The sequence below is a fragment of the Aliivibrio sp. 1S175 genome, from assembly GCF_001690985.1.
Classification (GTDB): Bacteria; Pseudomonadota; Gammaproteobacteria; order Enterobacterales; family Vibrionaceae; genus Aliivibrio.
In genome coordinates this window covers 42972-65377 of record NZ_MAJS01000018.1, presented here as the reverse complement: position 1 = coordinate 65377, position 22406 = coordinate 42972, and the positions used below count along the sequence as shown (strand labels likewise).

The following is a 22406-nucleotide window of genomic DNA, read 5'->3' as shown; positions in this document are numbered from 1 at the left end:
TAATGTGACTGGCGTTTTTCTTTTATCCTATTGTCGAGTGGTTATCCTTGTCCTTTTGCCATCGTAACCGTTCGTTTTAGTGTCCAACGTAATAGAACAGGAATGCTTTCAGGCCCTAATTCTTCGCTGTGTTGCACTATCGCTAACGCTAGATCGGGTTTAGCGAATTTCTTTAATGCTTTTATAATGATTTTTTTGGGTGGTACGGGTTGATCTTTTGTTATGTTAGATAGGGATCTAAATAACGCCTCAAATCCATTATGATAAAGGTAATGTTCAATATCTTTATGAGGCAATTCCGTTAGTCTATGACGTTCATGTTCATTATCGAGCTGATTTTTTACTATAAATGCGTATTTTTTACCTGCAGGATCGCCATCTGTGACGACATGCCATTCAATATGGAGAGCCTTGGCTATTTTGATTAGTGATTTTAAACCCGATTGAGCAAATTCAATGATTTGTACGCCTTCTGCAGCAAGGTTATAACCAAGCATTCGTGCCATTTCATTAAATAACCACACCTCAGTTTCTCCCTCAACAAGTAACCAACAACGTGCAAATAAAGCATTGGTTCTTTGAAAGCGAATGTGAAATGTAATTCTACGTAAGTCATCTCGAGATAAACTGGTTGGTGAGACTGAATAACAAGACGTCGAATCAGATTCTCTTACTAGACGGCGTATAGAACACAATGGAACGGCACTCAGTAATTCACTGCTATTTGTGGTGAGTATTTTTTGCATCGGTATATGGTTGAGTAAAGACCATGCTTGAATCAATTGCGTTGGGTGTAAACGGCCTTCAGGATCTTCAATGATCATTAATGGTCTAGCGGATTTTTTTAATGTATTTGGCCCTTTTGCTCTTAAATAGGTATTTAATAACCCAAGCAAAAGTAGTTTGGTTTGTTTGTTTTTATTTTGGTTAATAAATTGGGATAAAGAGACGCCATCGGTTTTCTGACCAAAAAAGAGGTCATCATGAATTCTATGAGTGGTATTTCTTTTATGATGTTTAAAAGCAAAGTAATGCTCGACCAATGATTGCATAGAATGGAGAGCACTTTTTATTTCACCACTATTTACTTGTCCTGGCGCTGTCATTAAACGGCGACAGGTGTTATTTATTCGTCTCTCAACTCTATCATTCGGAAGTGATTCAATCATTTCCTCGAAGTTAAGACGTCGAGAATCTCTAATCCGAATTACTGGATGGAGTCGCATTAATTCAGTGATGAGATATTCAATTTTATGATAACGGAGAATCTCTCCATCACTGCTTAAGAATGAACTAGATGACGTTATTTTTCCCTCATTATTTGTTGCACTAATACGATAATAAATTCGTTGATAGTCATCATCGGCAGAGCTTTGCCATAAGCTTGATAGTTTTCTATAACGACCAGCCTTGTGTTCATTTTTTTCAGTGGTTTTCCAGCTAATGATGATTTGAATATGTTGGTCTTGAGTATAAGAAATAGAGTGATCTTGGTGGAAGTCTTTTAGAGTAAATTGATGAAGCTCACCAGAAACAGGGAGCGCAATTGATAAAGCATCAAGCAATGATGACTTACCCCACGTATTTTCACCAATTAACGTTGTTAATTGTTCAAAAGAAAGGGATAAGCGCTTAATACCTCTAAATCCTGACACTTCTATTCGTTCTAAGAGCATAATACTTCCTCATTAGAGACACTTATTATAAATAACTATATAGCAACTAAATTAAGTAAAGCATTGTAGGAGTCACATTTATCAATGATTCTCTTATTAAGACATGTCGTTTGAAATGTAAATACTTCGTAAAATCGAACCCTATTAATGAGTTAACTGATAATGAATTCGTCTTAGGTACCGTTTAATAACTTGTTTGATGTGGTTTTAGTTGTAGTTTACTGGTATCGTTTTCAACGTTATATTTGTTTGCTCTAGGAAGGAAAGAGACAATGAAAAACCAAAAGAGCAATAGATTGAGAGTAATGCATATCAATGACACCCATTCTTATTTTGATGAATCAGTAATAGCATTGAACAGCGATGGTTTAGATAAATTTTATATCAAATGTGGTGGTTTTTCTCGTTTATCTCATCAAATTACACTTCTTTCAGAAGAACAAAAACAGCAAGAAGGTGAGGTTGCGTTATTCCATGCTGGAGACTGTTTTCAAGGAACCTTATATTTCTCCTTGTATAAGGGAAAAGCTAATGCTGATTTGCTTAACCAACTTCCTCTCGATGGTATGGTACTAGGTAATCACGAATTTGACTTAGGCAATGATTTGGTCAGTGACTTTATTGCAAATACACAATTTCCTATTTTAATGGGAAACTGGGATCTAAGCCAAGAAGAAGAATCTAAAGGTCATGGCTTAAAACACCAAGAACGGATTTTAGATTTTGATGCAGAGTTACGAATCGCTAATTACATGATTAAAAAAATTGGTCCTGTGGATGTCGTTATTTTTGGCTTAACGATTGATCAAATGGAAGTGCTTGCAAGCCCAGATCCAGATACTCCATTTATGAACGCAGTAGAAACAGCAAAAAATACAATGGCATATCTAGCCGGGAAAGGTATAAACAATGCTATTGTTATCAGCCACCTAGGTTATGAGTCGGATAAAAAATTAGCAATGTCGGTTGATGGTATTGATCTTATCATAGGTGGCCATAGTCATGTTCTTCAAGGAGATTTTACGGACATAGGTTTAGAAGAGCGGGATAATTACGGTGAAAACATTAATGATACCTATATTGTTCAAGCTGGGTGCCATGCATTAGCTCTAGGATATTGTGATTTAGACTATACAGATGATGGGCAGCTGATTTCTTTTAACGGAAAAAACATTCTTCTGCTAGATGATCTAGCCTATAAAGATAAGGCCTGTTCTCAATTGGTTGAAGAACCTGAATTATCTAAAGTTATTGATAAACTTAACTCTTTTGAATATGCGGTTTTCTGTCAAAAAGATCCGAAGATAGAAACGTTACTTATTACTAAATACAGAAAAGAAGTAGAGCGTTTATCTCAGCAAGTGATTGGCTACAGTATTGAAGATTTATTTCACCGTAGGATCCCAGATCAAAAAGGACAAAGTGATATAGCACCTTGGGTTGTAGAGTCTTTTTACTCCAAAGCGCATCAAATTGATAATCGAGTTCAATTTGCTATGCATAATGCCGGAGGAGTAAGAGCCGGGCTTAATCAAGGCGACATTACCTATGCAGACATTGCCGGAAAAGTATTGCCATTCGCGATCCCAATAGTCATTTATAGCCTTAAAGGAAAATATTTAAAGGCGGCGATAGAAGGGGCGATTGATAACGCAACAGATAATGGGGTCATTGGCAGTGGCTCAGGCAGTTTTCCCTACGTATCGCAACTGCGTTATTGTTATGAAGCCTCGAAACCAAGTGGTCAACGTATCACAGAACTTAGTATTTATAGCTCGATAATGGGGTGGCTACCTGTCATTGATGAACAAATATATTATGGAACGTCAACAGCCTATACCATTAAAGGAAAAGAAGGGTATGCCCCTTTAACTCATCGTGAAGAGATGCTGATAACGACCCCTTTTTCGATGGCAGATTGCTTTATTGATTATTTAACGCATTATCCTAATTTAGCCAAACCAACAGAGTGCTTGAATAAATATAAGCGAAATGAAGCGGTGATCTTCTAGTTGGCATAAAATTTGCTAAATCTTGTATGGATTGTTAATTAAGTTAATAGGTTAGTTATGAGTAGTGATTGGTCTGATCGACTTTTAGTCGTGATTTGGTTTTTTGCTTGGGCTGTTATTGCATATTTTGTTCAGTTTTCTGGATAACAAAAAGCTCTCTGATTAGTTAGAGAGCTTTTTACATTATGCTGAATATAGCAATAGTAAAACTTATCTTACTTTTTTGTTAGTGGGTTATATTAAAAAGTTATATGCAGATCTCTAGTGTTAAATATATGTTATTTTGGTTTTTATTCGCCTGGTGTAGCGCTATATGAATAAATAGTTATTTAATTTGCTTAAAGTAAAGAGAAACATTAGCATTAGAAAAACTAATGTTAGTTTGGAGAAAAAGTCATTTTTTGAGCCGTAAATTTAGTTTTATTATCTCGGCATCAAACATTAAATGACTTTTTAAGTGAGGCAATCATGGCACAAGCAGCAATGAACGTTAATAACATCGCTACTTCTTCTTTGGAAAAGAAGGCCTATTCAGTAACTATCAAAGGATTGATTGCTCATTTTGTTGATGTTTTATTTGGTAAAGGCCAAGTAAATTCGACATATTACTCTTCAGAATTATCAGAACATTTACAAAAAGATCTAGGTCTATATCGTTAAGTGTTTATAAAGTAAAAGCCAGCATTTATGCTGGCTTTTATTATGATTACGACATTTTAGTAAATACACACTTTATTTTTTCCTGAGCGTTTTGCTTGATATAGTGCTTTATCAGCTCGCAAGAATGTCGCTTTGTAATCTTCATTTTTTATGCTTTTCGTTAGGCCGATGCTTATTGTTAACATTCGGTCATTCAGCGTATTTTTCCAATTATAATCGGCAATGGCAACTCGACAGAATTCAGCAATTTCTTTGCCATTTTCGTCATTATTAGAGTCGATAATAATGATAAATTCTTCACCACCATAACGAGCTATATAGTGTGACGGGTCTATACTCTCTTTTAAAATTTGACCAACTATTTTTAAAACCACATCTCCCGTTAAGTGTGAATATTCATCATTTATTGATTTGAAATCATCAATATCAATCACTAATAATTGATATTTTTTAAGAAATGGTTTTATTTCTTTAATGAAGGTCGTTTCAAACCAGCGACGATTAAATAGTTTTGTAAGGCTATCATGAAAGACATCTTGTTGTAGCTTAGCTACAGTGTCTTTTTGCTGGTCAGATACTTTTTTTAATTTGATATTTTCAGATTCAGAAATATTTAAACGTAACTGCAACTCTAAACGAGTTAAGCGCCTTAATGACTGGCTACCTAGCTCGTTAATAGGAAAGTTTCTTATGATATTTACAGTCAGTGTGTGTGCTTCTTTTTCGCAATGTAATGCCTCCGAGAAATTGTTACAACTAGCCAGAGCATCACTTTTCACATCAAGTAATTGACGAATATAATAACCTTGTGAATATTTTTGGGTGATTTTTAATTGATGTGAAATTATAACATCAGCCAATTCACCCCGTTGCAGTTGTATTAAGCAATACGCAGTTTCAATTGAAAATAGCTTATTTAACCACGGATAATTATGGATGTTGGATTGCTCTCTGCGAAATGTAACCAATTGATTTAAAGCGCTTTGTGGTGATTTTTTTAATCTTAATAGTTTTGCTGAATACAGCTTAACTTGAGCGATAAGTTGCCAATCATCTGAAACAGATTGAATGAGTTGGCACTCTGCTAATATCTCTTTAGCTTTTGATAAACGGTTTAAATCTAATAGGCATGCAACGGTATAGAGTCTATAACGTAAAGATAGGTTATTGCTTTTAATACTTGAACTAAGCGCGTCTAATTTTTGGTAGTAACGTAAGGCTTTGAGATGGTCGCCATAAATAGAACATAAATTACCGAGACCTAAAATGGACTGAATATAAAATTCATTATCGCCATATTCAACGGCTAATTTGGATAAAGAATATAAATGCTCAAAAGCCTTCTGATATTCTCCGATGTCGGTGTATCGATAGCTAAGTGCCGAGTATATCTTTAACATTAACTCAAAATCTTGCGGTAAAGATAAAAGTAACAAAGCTCGTTGTAAGTGCAAGATACTGTTTTTTATTTGATTAGATTGCACTTCAAATTCAGAACACATCAAAAGAGCATAGGCTTTCTCTGTGTCTGATTGAGCAAAATGTTCAGCTACGAAACACCAAACGGTTAAAGACTGTTGAGGATTTAACTCTATCAGATTGATATTTTCTTCCGCTATGCGAGCTAAAAGGTTATCCATAAGGGGTCTCTATATGCATGTGAGATAAAATAGGGTGGGTTGATATGTCATGCAAACTAAAATTACGGATTGTTGGTACTGATGCATTTAATGAATATCGATACCATGGATAAGAAGTAAATAAAGCAGATAAAGAGTGTGAAATGTCTTTTGTTCTTTGCTCGTTTTCATTAATTAATAGAACGATTTCTGTATTACTTAAACGAGTAATACTATCGCCGTGCTTGCAGTAATGATGACCGAGTAGAAGAAGATTGTTTATTTTGTCTTCAGAAGGATCCATTATCGTTATCAAGTGATAATCACTGTTTAGAGAGTTAGACAATATAGATTGAATATTTTGGGTCCATTTATCTAAAGGTAATAAATAGGTCAGCGAAGATATGCTGTTAAACTCTAATTGAATTTCGATACGGTTGATTAATTTTTGGGCACGCAAATCTAATTGTTCTTTAGAGCTGCTTGTTTTGTCGCGACCTAAGCAATTTGATTGCTCTTGAAGTAACATTATTTCGTATTGACGATAACGCTTATAGGAATATAACGCGTGTTCATAATCTTTTGTTAGCTCAGCAATTCGTGATTGCTCAAGGCATATTTGAGATCGAAGTTCACCGTTATCAAATTGTTGAGCGATGACTTCAGCGTCTGTTAATAAATCATAAGCATTATCAAAATGCGATTGCGCAGAAGAAATTCGGGCTAAGCTAATTGCCGAATGGGCCTTCATCCAAATAAGATTATGTTGCAGTGCAATTTGATGAGCAAAACTGCAACATTGTAGGGCTGAGTTTAAATCGTTTAAGCCAAGAAAGGCTAGCCCTCTAAAATCATAAATTTCAGCTTTCCAAGTCAGGTTTGTATTATGAGTAAGTAACTGTTCTGCTTTCAATAGTATAGGTAGCATTGCTTGAAAATCATGTAATAAATAATTATCCCATGCTTGTAAAATGTATGCTTTCGCTTCTAAGTGAGAGATCCGATAATAGTTAGCTCTTTGTGCTGCTATTGAATGAGTTGAATTGGCTTCTGAAAGACGATTCGTCATTCGCCAGATGTTACCAAGACCAATAAGAGATTCAATTTCAATCTCGTTATCACCTAATAGAGAAGCCTGCTCTAATGCTCTTATCCAAAATTGCTGAGCTGAAAATAGCTTTGCCTGTCCCCATGAATGAAGAGCTAGCGTGTGTAAAATTGTAGGGAGTAAATCGTCATTTTCAAGCTCTTGATGGAGATGCAATAACTCTTTGGCTATTTTAAAGCCAGCATGGTATTGCATTAAATGCCAATGTGCTGTTGAGATAATGAGTTTTGAGTAGGCAATACCATCTTTGAAATGAATTTTTTCTGAAAGCAATAAAAATTGCTCGGCATCTTGTTTTACTTTTTCTGTATCAACTTCAATGATTAACTCTAATGCTTTGAGTTGGGAGATGATTTGATCTTTCGATTGTTTCACTATGACTCTTCCTTGTTAGTGACATCAATATAATATGGCTAATCTATTGATGTCACGAACTATTTTCTAGATGTGCGATCTAGTTAATAAGAGAAGTGCCGATAAATATTAAAAGAGGGACTATTCGTTTTCAGCGAGGTTAAGTAACGCCATTGCACAACTTACGCTGGTAGCAAGCACATCGATAACCCCTGTTCGTAATGCCCCCATAATAGAGAGTGCCTTACGACTCTCACTTGCCATTGCAATAACATTAGATATTTGGCGTAGGTCTTCCATTTCAAGCCCAATAACTCGGCCACGCATCAGCGTATCTGCGTTTGTTCCGTCTAGCTTAAAGAAATCAAAACCACCAATATCACCCACAATGCCATCATTTAAGCGAGCTTCAACAAATTCTTTTGGTGTAAAAAATCCCAGCTTAACCATATGGCTGTTTTCATCCATATCACCAATTCCAACGAGTGCAAATTCCGCTTTACGAGCTTGGTTTAAGGTTTCTTTTATTGTGCTATGTTCCATAAAAGCAGAGCGTAAACTTGGGTCATTAACATAAGCAGGAGCATATAAGGTTTCACTGCTGCCACCGTATTTTTTTGCTAATCTACGACAAATGTGATCAGCATTAATAATGTCACCGCTGCGGTGAGTTCCACCAATAGCAGAAACAAAACGAGCATTACGGTGAGAGACAATACCTGCATGGTCTGCAACCGCAGCCACATTTTGTCCCTGACCTACAGCGACCGCCATGTCGTCTTGTAAGTTATTGTTTAAATAAGAACTGACTAATGCGGCAACTTGTTTACGTTGTTCGTTAGTATTGGGTTGATCTAAGGTAATAAGAGCTCGTTTTAAATTAAACTTTTCAACCAGTTTTTGCTCTAGTTGAGCACTGTAAACGGGATGGAATTTTACTGTTATTTCTACAATGCCTTCTTCTCGTGCTTTTCTTAACATACGACCGACTTTGGCACGAGATAAACCAAATTTCTTTGATATCTCTTCCTGAGTCGCTCCTTCTTGATAATAAAGGATCGCTATTTCAGTGAGCATATCTGTATTTTCGGTTTGATCTTGAGAAGGCAATAGGGTCATAGCTTGTCCTAACTTAATAATTCTGCAAGAGTGATTGGTTTAGAAATCAACCCTAATTTTTGTGCTGGCGTGATGCCAAATTTATCTTGATGGCATAGATTATGCCATGATCTGAATATATCGAGTAGTGGAAGTAAACTCGCTGGACGTAATTTTCGTCTAGGCTCATCAACTAAACTCGTAAATTGGGTATAGAAGCGGTCTTGATAGTCTTTTGCTGTTGTTGCAGAAGCACGTTTTAACCAATAAACCTCATTGTTCTCAGCCCCATTAAGATGGCAGATCCCTTTATGTTGTTCGTTAACTTCAGTAAATGCCCAACGGTCACGCCACCAACCAACTAAATGGATATCAATTTTCTTTCCACTCTCTTCAAGAGGAAATGCGCTATCTTGAGTTACGTATAATAAATCAATGCTATTTTCTTGAATGCGTTTTAAAAAGACAGACATTGCTGCAGAGCGCAGCATGGGTTCTTGTGGCATATAAATTTCAATAGAATCACAATGTGAGAATGCTTGCTGTATTTCTAAAAAATGAGCGTATGAAGTATAAGGAGGTCGAATTATCGCTCCTTTTGATGGGTAATTTAAAGAAACATAATTGCCAAGAGGATCTTCTACATTTGCTCTGGCTAAAATTTCTTGATACTTATTATCTACTCGTTTAAAGATTGAATTTGAAGCGAGTGTTGGCTGTGAGTTAGCCTCACCAATGAAGGTATTAGGTAAGAATTGAGCTTCATCATTAAAAGGGTCGTGATCCGATTGAGTGCCTGGATTATCGCATTCAGAATAATTAATATGCTGAGCGATAACATAACCCGAATTCATTTCCACTGTCGTATACCAAAAAACACCGTTATTACTTAACGGTTGTAATGGGGTGGCATTGGACGCCAGTTGTATTTCTGTTCTGTCGTGCTGCAATCTTGTGTCAAACAAAGACATATGACGGCGACAACGATTAGCGATTTGATTTATATGATCGTAAAAGGTCTTAGGATTTATATGTAATCGTCGGCAAATTTCACGTACCGAATAACCCGTAAATAAAAAACCTAAAATCTTTTGTTGGATGAGACTTTTTTGATTCTCTCCTGACCACTTGTCAACAAAGGTTGATGCACAAGACTTACAACGATAACGTTGACGGTCACCACTGTAACCAAACGCATGGTAAAGTTCGCGATGAGTTAATACATCAAGACCAAGATGGTCGCAGGCAGGGTTATTACAAGAAGGTAACGAGTGAGACTGCACAGTACGCTGACGTGCCAGTTCATTCAATACTTCATTATTATTGATTAAGGGAGGAAAAGCGCCACATTTCCGGCAAACTAATGCAGGTCGCTTAGGGTTAGTACGTTGAACTAAATAATGTTGTTCATCGCTATTACCAAAATTGTCACACGCCAATGTTTTACAAAAATTGAGTTGTAACCCTTTAGCAGCCAACGGCAGTTTTTCGGTCGGCACTAGACACCCCTTATAGATTTTAAGCGCCAGTTTTATATACTGGCGCAAACATGATTACAATTTAATCGCTGTTTCTAATGCAACCGTCATCATGTCATTGAATGATTTTTGACGATCTTCAGAGCTTAGTTTTTCACCACGTTTAATATGGTCTGAAACCGTTAGAATTGTTAGGGCTTTTGCGCCTAAATCAGCGGCTACACCATAAATCCCTGCGGCTTCCATATCAACACCAAGAATGCCTAATTTTTCCATTTTGTCGAACAGATCAGCTTCTGGAGAGTAGAAAAGGTCAGCAGAGAATACATTACCTACTTTCACAGGTACGTTTAACTCACGCGCTTGAGCAACAGCCGTTTCTAACAAACCGAAATCAGCGATAGCTGCGAAGTCGTGGTTGTTGAAACGAATACGGTTTACTTTTGAATCAGTCGATGCACCCATACCAATAACGACGTCCATTAATTTAACGTCATCATGCACTGCGCCACAGCTACCAACACGAATTACGTTTTTCACGCCGAATTCTGCGATTAGCTCATGAACATAGATACAACAAGATGGAATCCCCATGCCGTGACCCATTACCGACACTTTTTTTCCTTTGTAAGTACCAGTGTAACCAAACATATTACGAACATCACATACTTGCGTTACGTCTTCTAAGAAGTTTTCAGCAATGAATTTTGCGCGTAATGGATCTCCAGGCATTAAAACTGTTTCTGCGAAATCACCAACTTGTGCATTAATGTGTGGGGTAGCCATAATAAGGTCTCCAGTCTAAAAGTTGAAATTAAATTCAGTATAACTAAAATTGTTGAACGGTTTTGTTCGATATGTAGCTATTTTAAGCCTATATTTTAAGGTGTCATGAGATTAATGTCACATTTTCTTGTTGAAACTACATTATTTTCAATATTGATAACTAAAATTGTTGAAAGTGATTGGGCAATCGCAACCTTTTGTAAGTGGTCTTAGCTTTAATACATAGGTTTAGTTTCCTTATCCTTAATTCTCAATTAGATTGAACTTATTACCTTCTAGGGGGATGATGCCAAAGGTAATTTATTATCATAATAAATAAGTGAGTGAATTTGATGAAAGCAAAAAATAAACAATACGCAGTAATAGGTTTAGGCCGTTTTGGATTAACCGTTTGTGAAGAGTTGCATCAATATGGTTCACAAGTGCTTGCTATTGATATAAATGAAGAGCGAGTAAAAAAGGCCACTGACTTTGTTTCTACTGCAATCGTGGCTAATTGCGCTAATGAAGAAACCATCTCAGAATTAAAGCTTGATGAGTACGATATGGTCATGGTTGCCATTGGTTCTGATATTAACGCGAGTATATTGACGACGTTAGTATTAAAAGAAGCCGGTGTTAAAACGGTATGGGTAAAAGCGAACGATAAATTTCACGCTAAGATTTTAACTAAAATTGGCGCAGACCATATAATTTTGCCAGAAAGAGACATGGGCATCCGTGTTGCAAGAAAAATGTTGGATAAGCGTGTATTTGAATTTCACCAACTGGGTAGCGGCCTTGCAATGACTGAAATTGTGGTTGGTGGTAAGAACATGGGGAAATCGCTCGATCAACTAGATTTCTGCCAAATGTCGGATGTGAAGATTTTAGCCCTTAAACGAGGTCCTGAAATAGAGAGTGCACCAGAGCACAGTAAAGTGTTAGAGATAGGAGACATTCTAATTATTGTTGGCCCTGAAGATAAATTAGCTAAAAAAATTAGAAGCTTATGAGTTATTTACCTAAACGCGGTTTATTTCCAATAAAGAATAGTCAAAAAGCAAAGGAATGGTCTGAACCAAAGATTATTCTTTTTTCATTTTTAGCTATTTTATTACCATCTGCGGTATTACTGACCTTGCCTGTATTTTCAGTGTCAGGATTAAGTTTTATGGATGCGCTATTTACAGCAACTTCTGCTATTAGTGTGACTGGCCTAGGCGTTGTAGATACAGGGTCTCACTTTACGATAAGTGGTAAAATTGTCTTAATGTTCTTGATGCAAATTGGTGGCTTAGGGCAGATGACATTATCAGCAGTCTTGCTTTATGTATTTGGTTTACGCTTGAGCTTACGTCAGCAAGCCTTAGCGAAAGAAGCATTAGGACAAGAGAAAAAAGTAAACTTACGCAAATTAATTAAAAGTATTATTTGTTTTGCTTTAGTTGCTGAATTGATAGGTATGATTATCTTATCTTTTCGTTGGATACCAGATCTTGGTATCGCTAAAGGGTTATTTTATGCGGCGTTTCATTCTATTTCAGCCTTCAATAATGCGGGTTTTTCATTATTTTCAGACAGCCTAATGAGTTATGTCGGTGATCCTTTGGTTATCTTGACGTTATCCTTGCTGTTTATTGGTGGAGGATTAGGTTTTACGGTTATTGTCGATTTAGTAAAAAACAGTTCAAAGGGATTCAGTCGTTTGCAACTGCATACAAAAATAATGATCATAGCGACACCAACCTTGTTAGTCATAGGTACATTATTTTTCTATGTTCTTGAATACAATAACCCAAATACACTCGCTGCCTTATCGACCGGAGATAAGTGGTTAGCGGCATTTTTTCAATCAGCAAGTGCTCGAACTGCGGGTTTCAATAGTGTCGATTTAACTCAGTTCACGCAGCCTGCATTATTTATCATGATTATTTTAATGTTGATAGGTGCCGGATCTACTTCAACGGGTGGGGGCTTAAAAGTATCAACGATTACCGTTGCCGCAGTAGCTACATGGACATTCTTGCGTCAAAAGAAAAACGTAGTCATGTTTAAACGTACGATTGGTTGGCCGATTGTAACTAAATCATTAGCCATTATCGTTGTTAGTGGTGTATTGCTTTCTATGGCAATGTTTTCTTTAATGATCACAGAGAAAGCAGGGTTTGATAAAGTTATGTTTGAGGTTATTTCAGCGTTCGCTACGGTAGGGTTAACAGCGGGCTTAACTGCGGATTTATCTGAGGCAGGTAAGTTTATTATGGTTATTGTGATGGTCATTGGTCGTATTGGTCCACTCACATTGGCTTATATGTTAGCAAGACCGGAGAAATCTTGTGTGAAATACCCTGAAGAGAGTGTGTTAACCGGTTGATTGTATAGTTAGGCAACCTAAATCGCGTTGTTCATAGAAAAGGGCATACATATAATGTGATGCCCTTTTTTATATTTGATTATTTGTTATTAACCGTGAGTGGCGTGATTACTCAACAGGTAATTGCTCAATTTTAAGGGTTTGAGTAGGGAAGGCGATTTCAGCATCGTGTCGTGCAATGATATCTCCAATCTTAATTAAGACATCTTGCTTTACCTTATGATATTCAATCCAATTGACGGTTTTGGTAAAGGTATACACCAATAAATCTAATGACGAAGGACCAAAGCCATTAAAGTTTACAATTAACGTTTGGTTTGAATCAATATCATTATGTTCAATCAACATTGTTTTAATGTCAGTTACAATAAGTTCTATATTTTTAAGATCATTATAACGAATGCCAATATCTTCTTTAATACGTCGGTTTAGCATTCTTGATGGATTCTCTACAACGATGCTACTAAATACTGAATTAGGAACATAAAGAGGGCGTTTATCAAAGGTTCTTATCACCGTCATGCGCCAACCAATATGTTCAACTGTGCCTTCTAAAGAACGGTCTGGAGATCGGATCCAATCACCAACTTTAAAGGGGCGATCAAAATAGATCATCATGCCACCAAAGAAGTTAGACAATAAATCTTTTGCCGCTAAACCAACAACTAAGCCGCCGACGCCACCAAAAGTTAATAAGCCAGATAAGCTTAACCCCATCCCTTGCATTAAAGACAGAAGACCTAATGAGATAAATATAAGTCGGCTGACTTTACCTAGAGCAAGTACGGTTGTCTCATCATGTTTAGGATTAGTTAAAACTTGCTTCTCTACTAGCGTGGTTAGTCTTAATGCAGACCAAATAAAACTCCAAACTAGAATGAATACTTGTAATTCAGGTAACCAAGTAATGCTGAAGCGCGTATGGACGGTAAGAAGGATCTTCAATGAAGCAGTCGCCGGCCATAACCAAATAATGAGCGTAATTGGTGAGGAGATGGCTGTAATGACAGCGTCATCCCAAGGGAGTTTGGTTTTAACTGCGATACGATGCAGGCGTTGAACAATAATACGCCAAGATAACCAAAGAAAAGCACTGAATAAAGAGATCACGATTATATTTTGTGCCCAATCGTGATCTTTAAATTCTAATAGGGTATTCCACCAATCAAGGAAACGAGTCATTGATAGTTCTCTTTTATTTAAAAAAGATAGCTTATCACTTCGCTTGCCCAAAAAAAGTAGATAATAAGAAATATCACCGTAAAAATAAGCCATGCAAAAATAGAGTGTTTCATTTTTGGGCTATTTCCAGTGAGTTCAGCATTACCCGTGAGCATGGGTTTGATTAAATTAATGCCTTTGAGTCTATAAAAAAATACCGCGGCAATGTGTAAACCAATAAAGCCAAGAAGAACATCAAAGCTTTGATGGTGTATTTGAGTTAAAAACCCACTTGTATCATAACTAACTAATGAAGCCAAAGGGCCTTCAGAGAGAATGTCATCATTGCTGAATAACCCAGTGATTAATTGTAATGATAGTAGGAAGAATAATCCTAGCACCATGTAACCACCCGCAGGGTTATGTCCAACAGAATGAGATAATGTTCCTTTTTTCTCTATTGATAAGTAATTAATTGCTTTTTTAGGTGACGTAACAAAATGAGAAAATTTAGCAGTATCACTGCCAATCACACCCCAAATAATTCGTGTACCTAATAAGGCCATTAGAAGGTAGGCGAGTGTAAAGTGCCACTCCATCAATCCTTCGTCTGCGGTATACCAAAGAGAGCCAAGTAATACCACTTGGCTCCAATGATAAACCCGGATAAAACCATCCCAGATTTTCATGAAAGTCCTTTATGGCTACTTCGCTTTATAATCAGTATGACACGCTTTACAGTTCTTAACTGTTTTCCCAAAAGCCTTACGAATTGCGGCTTTGTCACCTTTATCTGAAATACTTGCTAGTGCAGCAGCATCTTCTTGAAATTGAGTTAAGCGAGCTTCAAAATCAGGGAAATTCTTCCATACTTCTGGTAGTGCGTTTGTTTTTCCTTTATCTGAGCCTTCAACATAAAATGCATCTAACGGCATTAATGTTAGTTGAGATAATTGATTTGCTCGTTTAGCAAAAATAACATCACTCCATTCTGTTTTGCCTTTTACCATTTCACCCATTTCACTGACATTACCAGCAATCATAGTAAAAGCGGCTTGACGATATTTAATGGCTTTGTTTGCTTCATTAAAAGTATGCGCTAAAACAGAGGTTGAAGCGAAAAGAGTAGAAGCAATAACCAGTGCTTGGATTTTTTTCATGTTGAGACTTCCTTGAATTGTAATTATTTTAAGTCTTTATTATATTAAATGATCGATAAAAGAAGTAGTTAAGTAGCGCAACATTTACACTTTATTTACATTCTGTGCAAAGACGCACAAAAAAAGTGGATAATTTGAGGGCTGCATCAAAAAACAAAGTGCGTATAATGGAGTGGTTATTCTTATAAGTAGGCTTGTTCGTTTTTATGCGCATTTTAAATATTACAACGCATCCAGATATAGATCATTTAGACAATCAAAAAATTCTTCAACGTAATGCAACTCGCGCTATCATATTGAAAGGCGAAGATATTCTTCTCTTATATACAGAGCGTTACCATGATTATTCGTTACCTGGTGGTGGAATAGATGATGGTGAAGATGTCATTGCAGGATTAGTCAGAGAAATAAAAGAAGAAACGGGTGCTAAGAATATTTCGAGTATTGAACCATTCGGTATTTATGAAGAATTTCGTCCTTGGTATAAGCATGAGTGTAACGTATTACACATGATATCTTATTGCTATACGTGTGATGCAGACAAAGAGTTAGGGGACACCAATTACGAAAGTTATGAAATTCGTAATGGAATGAAACCAGTCTGGATCAATATTCATGAAGCGATAGCTCATAATGAAAATATTATTGCTCATAGTGAGAAAAAAGGAATGAGTATAGAGCGTGAAACCTTTCTACTTCATCTTATTGTAAAAGAGCGTCTGCATGTTCAATAAAGAACAAATCCTTAAATTAACTCAAATGAAAATGCCGTTTGGTAAATATGCTGGCCGTGTACTTATTGATCTTCCTGATGAATATCTTTTATGGTTTGAACGAAAAGATGGTTTTCCAAAAGGGGAGTTAGGAGAGTTAATGGCACTGTGCTTAGCAATGAAAATTGAAGGGTTAGATGAGGTTATTCGACCTTTGAAATATAAGCGATAGTGATAATAAAGCATGATTGAATACACTCATGCTTTATTTATATTGTTATTTGAATTGAGATTCACCTGATTTAGCTCGTTGAAAATCGTTAAGAAGTTCATCAGAATCTTTATTGTTTAAGTAACTTAAAGCAGAGCAAAAGCTGAGTGTTTCGTTGTATATTTCGCGAGAATGGTCTATATGACGTTCAGCTGTTCTTCTAACTTGTTCTGTGTTTTGAGAGTTACTGTATTGCACTTGTTGGTCGAAAATTTCTCTTACGTATTTTTGTTTGCAGATATCTTCATTGTCCGGAGTGACAACAACATCTGAAACAGAACTGAATGAAACCAATACGAGTAATAAGGCATAAAAATTTAGCTTTATCATCATGTTATAAACCTTGTATTCAATTTTTATTATTTACGATAAAAGGGATTATAAGAAAATAAAGGTACCTTGTCTTTGAGTAATTACTTTATTTTTATATTTAATACCAAGAGGAATTTAATTGAATCTGTCTTGATAACTTACTCATTATGTTTATTTCTGGATCTATATCACTGTAACTCTAAGTATTGCCCCCTAAGATAGGGGAATACAACGGAGAATATAATGATCAATAAAACAACGATTGCACCACAAGGCCCAGAATTTTCAGAGCTTGTTCAAGGTTATTGGAGACTTTCTGATTGGGGAATGAGCCCACAGCAACGATTAGATTTCTTAAAACAACATGTTGAATTGGGGATCACTACGGTAGACCATGCTGATATTTACGGTGGTTACCAGTGCGAAAGTTTATTTGGGGAAGCCCTTGCGTTAGAGCCTTCTATTCGCGATCAAATAGAAATAATTACCAAGTGTGATATTAATCTATGCACTCCTGACTTCCCAAATAGAAAGATTAATCATTACGATACATCGAAAGAACACATAATTAACTCTGTAAATAACTCTCTTACTCGTCTTAATATTTCAGAAATCGATGTGTTATTGATTCATCGTTTAGATGTGTTAATGAATGCCGATGAAGTCGCTGACACGTTTAATCAATTACAGAAAGAAGGCAAAGTGAAGCATTTTGGGGTATCTAATTTTACGCCAAGTCATTTTGATTTATTACAGTCGCGTCTTGATAAACCGCTCGTGACGAACCAAGTTGAAATTAATCCATTGAACTTTGATGTTGCACACGATGGTACGCTTGACCAATTACAGATGAACCGCATTAAACCAATGGCATGGTCGTGTTTAGCTGGCGGGGAGATCTTCTCTGGCCAATCAGAACAAGCGATCCGAGTAAGAAAAGTGCTAGAAGAGTTGAAAGAAGAGGTTGGTGCGCAAAGTCTTGATCAAGTGATCTATGCGTGGGTACGTAAATTGCCATCAAGTCCATTACCTATTATTGGCTCTGGTAAAATTGAACGTGTTAAATCAGCCATTGATGCGATGAGTATCGAATTGACGCGTGAGCAATGGTATCGCGTATGGGTTGAATCAAAAGGCCACGGTGTGCCATAGAGATGACAGGATCTCAATTCAGCTGATAAAATAGAAACAAAAATGGGATGCTAATTGGCATCCCATTTTTTATCGTAACGAGTTATACAAATAGGGACGTTATTTTACTAACCATTCCACCGCTTCACCCGCACGAATTGGCACAACAAAGTCATTACCAAATGTCATTGTTTCAGGAGCGATCCATGCTTCTTTTACTAACGTGATTGTATCTGTGTTGCGAGGAAGGTTATAAAAATCTGGACCATTAAAGCTTGCGAATGCTTCAAGGTTTTCTAATTTACCTTCGTTCTCAAATACTTCAGCATAAAGCTCGATAGAAGCGTGCGCAGTATACGAACCAGCACAACCACAAGCGGCTTCTTTCTTATCTTTAGCGTGTGGCGCAGAGTCAGTACCAATGAAGAATTTAGCATTGCCACTTGTTGCCGCTTCAATTAATGCTTGTTGATGCGTGTTACGTTTTAGGATTGGTAAGCAATAGAAGTGTGGTTTAATGCCGCCAACTAACATGTGGTTGCGGTTAAACAATAAATGGTGAGCCGTAATAGTTGCTGCTACATTTGGACCTGCGTTTTTAACAAACTCAGCCGCATCTTTTGTAGTGATGTGTTCAAGAACGATTTTTAACTCAGGGAAATCATTAACGATAGGTGCTAATACGGTATCAAGGAACGTCTTTTCACGATCAAAAATATCAACATCGTGCGTTGTCACTTCACCATGAATTAGAAGTAACATACCTTCTTCTTGCATCGTTTTTAAAATAGGATAAACCTTACTTACATCACTAACACCAGAGTCAGAGTTAGTTGTTGCACCCGCAGGATACAATTTTGCAGCAACGATATGACCTGTTGCTTTTGCTTTGCGGATCTCATCTGATGTCGTTTTCTCTGTTAGATACAAAGACATAATAGGAGAGAAGGTATCAGAGTGATTTTCTGCTTGAATGCGGTCGCGGTAGCTAAGGGCTAACTCTGTGGTTGTTACTGGTGGAACTAGGTTTGGCATAATTAATGCGCGGCCATTATAACGGCCTGAATCACGTACAGTATCTGTAAGTACGTCACCATCACGTAGATGTAAATGCCAATCATCAGGACGAGTAATTGTTAAAGTTGTCATTTGCTGCTCCCACCAGAAAAAGAAATAAGAGCCTAAGAATTATCGAGTTAATCGTTTGCTTAGGCGAAAGGATTCTAAAGCAAAACGAATAAAACAAATAGGATTAAGTCAAAATTAGTAACAAATTTGACTTAAAAGACATAAAGAAAACAGAATATGATTGTTTTTTATACTGTAATAAGATGCATATCTAAGCCATTTTAGTTTCGTGATGTAACTTGAGCTGTTTTTAGAGAGGATTGAAACTTCGCGGTGAAATCCCTTGAAATATCAATGCTCCCTTGTTGATTTTATACTCATTCGAGTCAGTAAGAGTGATCACATATTGATTTGGAATGAGGCTCTACTTTCTTTTATTTGATCAAGCGTACGACAAGTGATCCTGGAGCTCGAATGGATTCAATGTTGTGGCTCAGTACGGTTCCATTTGTTGGCGCAGTATAACGATGGATTTCATCACCAAAGCTGTCGTATTGAATTGCGACTAGGTCACCTTCTTCGACGGTATCCATCATAGCAACTTGCGGTAGCACAAAACCCCCAAGCTCGGCTCGGATGCTAATAATGTCAGATCCTTCGATGCATGGGATTATTGTGTCAACATCACCAACCAGTATTTGCTCATCATTCAATATATTTGTAATACCATTTACGGTGCGATTAATGAGATCTTGTTCAGTGTAACGACCCATTCCCACTTCAATGGTAATACTTGGAATGCCGTTGGCGTTCCATACGGTCTCTAGTACCCCAGGGTCACCAGCATCATTCAAAATTGCATCAGGATTGATTAAGCGAGCCATACGCAGAGCGGATTCTAATCTAAAATCAGCAAAAACATACAGAGGATAAACAGTGCCACTGGTTTGGGTATGAAGATCGATGGCAAAATCGGCATTGGGCTGTAATAGGTTATGCCACAATGCATGTAAATAGCGCTGTCCTTCGTTGCCGTTAGCATCGCCTGGGAAGAAACGGTTTAGGTTTGCAGGAGAGCAATCAGGATCGGCTGAGAAAAAGTCACGACTGTGATTAAGCATACCAGTTAGATTTACCGTTGGGACAATTGTCACTGTACCAGCTAACGATTGACCAACGAGTGAACGTGCCGTTTGTTGTGCTGCGAGTACACCGTTGTATTCGTCACCATGAACCCCTGCGGTAATCATCACTTTTTTCCCTGGTTGATCACCTTTGAAAACCAGTACTGGTAAGTATTGCCATTGTGATAGGGCATTAGTGGCTATACGAAACCAAAATTTATGTTCACCAGCAGTAAGATCGCTGACATCAAGAGAGTGAACTACTTGGTGACTTTGAATCACGTCATCTAAGAATTGGGTAGCCATAACGTATTTCTCCAATCGGGAAAATGAAAAAAGGCGAGAAATTATCTCGCCTTGAAAATAAGTGACTTAGGGTATTGTTATGAAAAGCCTAACAGTTGTGCTAGCACAATAACAATACTTGATAAGATAAAGAGTAATAGCATGAAGCGCCAGCAGAATTTCGCCCAGTCACCCCAATCGATACGACACACGCCCAATGTTGCCATTAACGGAGCAGACGTTGGAACGATAACGTTAGTGAAACCATCACCTAATTGGAACGCAAGTACAGCGACTTGACGTGTTACCCCTGCTATGTCTGATAACGGAGCCAGTAGTGGCATCGTGAGAGCTGCCTGGCCTGAACCTGAAGTCACAAAGAAGTTGAATATAGATTGGAATACGTACATCACCCAAGCTGATGCGACAGAAGGCATACCACTGATAAGGCCGCCAGCGCTGTTTAGAATCGAGTTTAGAACGCTTGCTTCTTCTGTTGATCCTCCGCCTAAGATAAGCAGAACCCCTTTAGCACAACCCACAAGTATCGCAGGTGGTAGCATAACGCTCGCCCCGTCTTTGAATGCCGCCGCTGCATCATTTAGTGTCATGTTGTTTAAACGGAAGATAGCCCCGATAATCGCAACAATAAAGCCCATAGTGAAGAATTGAGACGCGATTTCAGGAATGTACCAAGCGTGCATTACCACACCCCATACAACCCAAAGAGTTGAGGCTATAACAGTAAGAATAACAAGAGTATCACCAAGCCCCCAACGTGATTGAGTATCATCCAGCTTTTGTTGACGGAAGTGAGCATCGCTACGATGGCAGTAAGAGAACTCAGGGTTCGCTTTTACTTTTGCAGCGTACATCATGGTAAATGCGATACCAATTAAGGTAAAGAAAGCCCAAAGCCCCATACGAACTGTCATACCTGATAACACAGGAACACCAGCAATACCTTGTGCGATAGCGACAGAGAATGGGTTCATCCAAGATGTGCCGAAACCAATCTGCGTTGCAATATAGGTGACCATTACAGTCGTGATGCTATCGTAACCAAGGCGAACCATTAGAGGGGCAATGATAATAGCAAAAGCAACGGCTTCTTCACCCATGCCGAATACAGCACCGCCAAGTGAGAATAATAGGAAAATAACCGGAATAAATAGTGATTCGTTGCCTTTGGTTTTATCGATAAGACGTAAGATACCGTTGTCGATTGTACCTGTGCGCATAACTACGCCAAATGCACCACCGATAACCAGCATAAACATGATAACGCCAACAGCGCTGCCCCATTTTGAACCTGATACCAAACCTTCAAATGGGAAGTTCATTAGGCCAATGCCACCACCAGATGCAAAGAAGCCAACAGAGTTGTATACTAATTCGCCTTTTTCATCTGTTGCGTAAGCAAAAGAGTTCGGATCAATAACGGTACGCGCTTTTTCTACGCCTTCCATCATGTAAGTCACTTGTTGGCTATCAAACTGACCTGCAGGGATTAAATAAGTTAAGATAGCCGCGAAAATACCCACAATGAAAATGAGAATTAGGGTATCGGGCATCTGCCACGTTTTTTTTGTCGTAGATGGATCTGTTGTGTGAGATTGTGTTTGAGACATAGTAGAAATTTAAGGTTAACGGAAATTGCATGTAATTTCACTAATTTGGCATAAACAATCAAGTGTTTTATTTGGTTAAATCATAATTTTATAGAATGATCACATAGTATGTTGGATTATTGTTGGTATTGTGTCTGTATTTGATTCGTTGTTTAATGAAATGATACGTTAAGAAGGGGGGGTTTATACTGTATTCAACGTAAGAGACCAGTATGCAAAAACAGGAAATATCCAATATATTGCTTTTATAATTTAAAATCGTCTCTTGATTAATCATTTTCTGTGGTTTTAGAATTAACACCTTGTATATAAACTTAATTATAGTTACTGAACTACGCGTCTCTGGGTGACTTGGCTAGAGGCCTTAATCATCCAGATTAATAAGCGGTTAGTTGCGGTTATA

General features: G+C 37.4%; 20 protein-coding genes. 7 read left to right on the top strand and 13 right to left on the bottom strand.

Annotation, left to right across the window (positions count from 1 at the left end):
- Positions 1-41: 41 nt before the first annotated feature.
- Positions 42-1676, bottom strand: coding sequence for an ATP-dependent endonuclease (locus tag A6E06_RS08575; protein ID WP_065592554.1), 1635 nt, complete (start codon positions 1674-1676; stop codon positions 42-44).
- Positions 1677-1948: 272 nt separating this feature from the next.
- On the opposite strand from A6E06_RS08575, the gene A6E06_RS08570 reads away from it, so the two are divergent.
- Together A6E06_RS08570 and A6E06_RS08565 are read left to right on the top strand one after the other, a co-directional pair.
- The gene (locus tag A6E06_RS08570) at positions 1949-3688 is read left to right on the top strand and encodes a bifunctional UDP-sugar hydrolase/5'-nucleotidase (protein WP_065592553.1); all 1740 of its coding nucleotides are present in this window, start codon (positions 1949-1951) and stop codon (positions 3686-3688) included.
- Between the two features lie 468 nt (positions 3689-4156).
- Positions 4157-4348, top strand: a complete 192-nt coding sequence (locus A6E06_RS08565; protein ID WP_065592552.1) for a hypothetical protein — start codon at positions 4157-4159, stop codon at positions 4346-4348.
- A 56-nt stretch (positions 4349-4404) separates the two neighbouring features.
- Here A6E06_RS08565 and A6E06_RS08560 read toward each other — a convergent pair whose 3' ends face one another.
- The 5 genes from A6E06_RS08560 to deoD all read right to left on the bottom strand — a co-directional run bounded on the left by A6E06_RS08560 (position 4405) and on the right by deoD (position 10791).
- On the bottom strand, positions 4405-5988 hold the full coding sequence (locus A6E06_RS08560; protein ID WP_065592551.1) for a diguanylate cyclase domain-containing protein: 1584 nt from the start codon (positions 5986-5988) through the stop codon (positions 4405-4407).
- Positions 5981-7450, bottom strand: a complete 1470-nt coding sequence (locus A6E06_RS08555) for an ATP-dependent transcriptional regulator (protein ID WP_065592550.1) — start codon at positions 7448-7450, stop codon at positions 5981-5983. Before A6E06_RS08555 ends, A6E06_RS08560 begins: the two co-directional genes overlap by 8 nt.
- 120 nt (positions 7451-7570) lie before the next feature.
- Complete coding sequence (locus A6E06_RS08550) at positions 7571-8548, bottom strand: sugar-binding transcriptional regulator (protein ID WP_065592549.1); 978 nt, start codon at positions 8546-8548, stop codon at positions 7571-7573.
- A gap of 8 nt (positions 8549-8556) precedes the next feature.
- A complete protein-coding gene (locus A6E06_RS08545) occupies positions 8557-10026 on the bottom strand; it encodes a lactate dehydrogenase (protein WP_065592548.1) in 1470 nt (489 codons plus the stop codon).
- A 54-nt stretch (positions 10027-10080) separates the two neighbouring features.
- Entirely contained in the window at positions 10081-10791 is a 711-nt protein-coding gene (gene deoD, locus A6E06_RS08540) for a purine-nucleoside phosphorylase (protein ID WP_065592547.1), read from the bottom strand.
- Positions 10792-11123: 332 nt separating this feature from the next.
- Here deoD and A6E06_RS08535 point away from each other — a divergent pair, with 332 nt between their 5' ends.
- Positions 11124-11786: a TrkA family potassium uptake protein gene (locus tag A6E06_RS08535; protein WP_060992348.1), complete on the top strand. Its 663-nt coding sequence runs from the start codon at positions 11124-11126 to the stop codon at positions 11784-11786.
- Complete coding sequence (locus tag A6E06_RS08530) at positions 11783-13147, top strand: TrkH family potassium uptake protein (RefSeq protein ID WP_065592546.1); 1365 nt, start codon at positions 11783-11785, stop codon at positions 13145-13147. Before A6E06_RS08535 ends, A6E06_RS08530 begins: the two co-directional genes overlap by 4 nt.
- Positions 13148-13255: 108 nt before the next feature.
- Here A6E06_RS08530 and A6E06_RS08525 read toward each other — a convergent pair whose 3' ends face one another.
- The 3 genes from A6E06_RS08525 to A6E06_RS08515 are packed head-to-tail and all read right to left on the bottom strand — an operon-like array spanning position 13256 to position 15468.
- Positions 13256-14329: a mechanosensitive ion channel family protein gene (locus tag A6E06_RS08525; protein WP_065592545.1), complete on the bottom strand. Its 1074-nt coding sequence runs from the start codon at positions 14327-14329 to the stop codon at positions 13256-13258.
- Positions 14330-14346: 17 nt separating this feature from the next.
- Positions 14347-14997 (bottom strand): cytochrome b/b6 domain-containing protein, encoded by a 651-nt coding sequence (locus tag A6E06_RS08520; RefSeq protein ID WP_065592544.1) that lies wholly within the window; start codon positions 14995-14997, stop codon positions 14347-14349.
- A 15-nt stretch (positions 14998-15012) separates the two neighbouring features.
- Positions 15013-15468 (bottom strand): cytochrome c, encoded by a 456-nt coding sequence (locus tag A6E06_RS08515; RefSeq protein ID WP_065592543.1) that lies wholly within the window; start codon positions 15466-15468, stop codon positions 15013-15015.
- Between the two features lie 206 nt (positions 15469-15674).
- Between A6E06_RS08515 and A6E06_RS08510 the strand changes: the two genes are divergently transcribed.
- Both A6E06_RS08510 and A6E06_RS08505 read left to right on the top strand, forming a co-directional pair.
- Entirely contained in the window at positions 15675-16202 is a 528-nt protein-coding gene (locus A6E06_RS08510) for an NUDIX hydrolase (protein WP_065592542.1), read from the top strand.
- Positions 16192-16413 (top strand): DUF3820 family protein, encoded by a 222-nt coding sequence (locus A6E06_RS08505; protein ID WP_065592541.1) that lies wholly within the window; start codon positions 16192-16194, stop codon positions 16411-16413. Before A6E06_RS08510 ends, A6E06_RS08505 begins: the two co-directional genes overlap by 11 nt.
- A gap of 45 nt (positions 16414-16458) precedes the next feature.
- Here the strand turns inward: A6E06_RS08505 and A6E06_RS08500 are convergent, their stop codons facing one another.
- Positions 16459-16785 carry a hypothetical protein gene (locus tag A6E06_RS08500; RefSeq protein ID WP_255310658.1) on the bottom strand — a complete coding sequence of 109 codons (327 nt, stop codon included), beginning with the start codon at positions 16783-16785 and terminating at the stop codon, positions 16459-16461.
- A 222-nt stretch (positions 16786-17007) separates the two neighbouring features.
- Between A6E06_RS08500 and A6E06_RS08495 the strand changes: the two genes are divergently transcribed.
- On the top strand, positions 17008-17916 hold the full coding sequence (locus tag A6E06_RS08495) for an aldo/keto reductase family oxidoreductase (RefSeq protein WP_065592540.1): 909 nt from the start codon (positions 17008-17010) through the stop codon (positions 17914-17916).
- A 99-nt stretch (positions 17917-18015) separates the two neighbouring features.
- On the opposite strand, the gene pyrC is transcribed toward A6E06_RS08495, so the two are convergent.
- From pyrC to yfcC, 3 genes are all read right to left on the bottom strand, one after another.
- Complete coding sequence (gene pyrC / locus A6E06_RS08490; RefSeq protein ID WP_065592539.1) at positions 18016-19044, bottom strand: dihydroorotase; 1029 nt, start codon at positions 19042-19044, stop codon at positions 18016-18018.
- A 353-nt stretch (positions 19045-19397) separates the two neighbouring features.
- Positions 19398-20393, bottom strand: coding sequence for a succinylglutamate desuccinylase/aspartoacylase family protein (locus A6E06_RS08485; protein WP_065592538.1), 996 nt, complete (start codon positions 20391-20393; stop codon positions 19398-19400).
- Positions 20394-20470: 77 nt separating this feature from the next.
- A complete protein-coding gene (gene yfcC, locus A6E06_RS08480; protein ID WP_083190305.1) occupies positions 20471-22003 on the bottom strand; it encodes a putative basic amino acid antiporter YfcC in 1533 nt (510 codons plus the stop codon).
- Positions 22004-22406: the final 403 nt, after the last annotated feature.

What these genes read in the sequence shown, in the direction of transcription:
- A6E06_RS08575 (WP_065592554.1), bottom strand. Translation starts at nt 1,676, where the DNA reads ATGCTCTTAGAACGAATAGAAGTGTCAGGATTTAGAGGTATTAAGCGC.
- A6E06_RS08570 (WP_065592553.1), top strand. Translation starts at nt 1,949, where the DNA reads ATGAAAAACCAAAAGAGCAATAGATTGAGAGTAATGCATATCAATGAC.
- A6E06_RS08565 (WP_065592552.1), top strand. Translation starts at nt 4,157, where the DNA reads ATGGCACAAGCAGCAATGAACGTTAATAACATCGCTACTTCTTCTTTG.
- A6E06_RS08560 (WP_065592551.1), bottom strand. Translation starts at nt 5,988, where the DNA reads ATGGATAACCTTTTAGCTCGCATAGCGGAAGAAAATATCAATCTGATA.
- A6E06_RS08550 (WP_065592549.1), bottom strand. Translation starts at nt 8,548, where the DNA reads ATGACCCTATTGCCTTCTCAAGATCAAACCGAAAATACAGATATGCTC.
- deoD (WP_065592547.1), bottom strand. Translation starts at nt 10,791, where the DNA reads ATGGCTACCCCACACATTAATGCACAAGTTGGTGATTTCGCAGAAACA.
- A6E06_RS08535 (WP_060992348.1), top strand. Translation starts at nt 11,124, where the DNA reads ATGAAAGCAAAAAATAAACAATACGCAGTAATAGGTTTAGGCCGTTTT.
- A6E06_RS08530 (WP_065592546.1), top strand. Translation starts at nt 11,783, where the DNA reads ATGAGTTATTTACCTAAACGCGGTTTATTTCCAATAAAGAATAGTCAA.
- A6E06_RS08525 (WP_065592545.1), bottom strand. Translation starts at nt 14,329, where the DNA reads ATGACTCGTTTCCTTGATTGGTGGAATACCCTATTAGAATTTAAAGAT.
- A6E06_RS08520 (WP_065592544.1), bottom strand. Translation starts at nt 14,997, where the DNA reads ATGAAAATCTGGGATGGTTTTATCCGGGTTTATCATTGGAGCCAAGTG.
- A6E06_RS08515 (WP_065592543.1), bottom strand. Translation starts at nt 15,468, where the DNA reads ATGAAAAAAATCCAAGCACTGGTTATTGCTTCTACTCTTTTCGCTTCA.
- A6E06_RS08510 (WP_065592542.1), top strand. Translation starts at nt 15,675, where the DNA reads ATGCGCATTTTAAATATTACAACGCATCCAGATATAGATCATTTAGAC.
- A6E06_RS08505 (WP_065592541.1), top strand. Translation starts at nt 16,192, where the DNA reads ATGTTCAATAAAGAACAAATCCTTAAATTAACTCAAATGAAAATGCCG.
- A6E06_RS08500 (WP_255310658.1), bottom strand. Translation starts at nt 16,785, where the DNA reads ATGATGATAAAGCTAAATTTTTATGCCTTATTACTCGTATTGGTTTCA.
- A6E06_RS08495 (WP_065592540.1), top strand. Translation starts at nt 17,008, where the DNA reads ATGATCAATAAAACAACGATTGCACCACAAGGCCCAGAATTTTCAGAG.
- pyrC (WP_065592539.1), bottom strand. Translation starts at nt 19,044, where the DNA reads ATGACAACTTTAACAATTACTCGTCCTGATGATTGGCATTTACATCTA.
- A6E06_RS08485 (WP_065592538.1), bottom strand. Translation starts at nt 20,393, where the DNA reads ATGGCTACCCAATTCTTAGATGACGTGATTCAAAGTCACCAAGTAGTT.
- yfcC (WP_083190305.1), bottom strand. Translation starts at nt 22,003, where the DNA reads ATGTCTCAAACACAATCTCACACAACAGATCCATCTACGACAAAAAAA.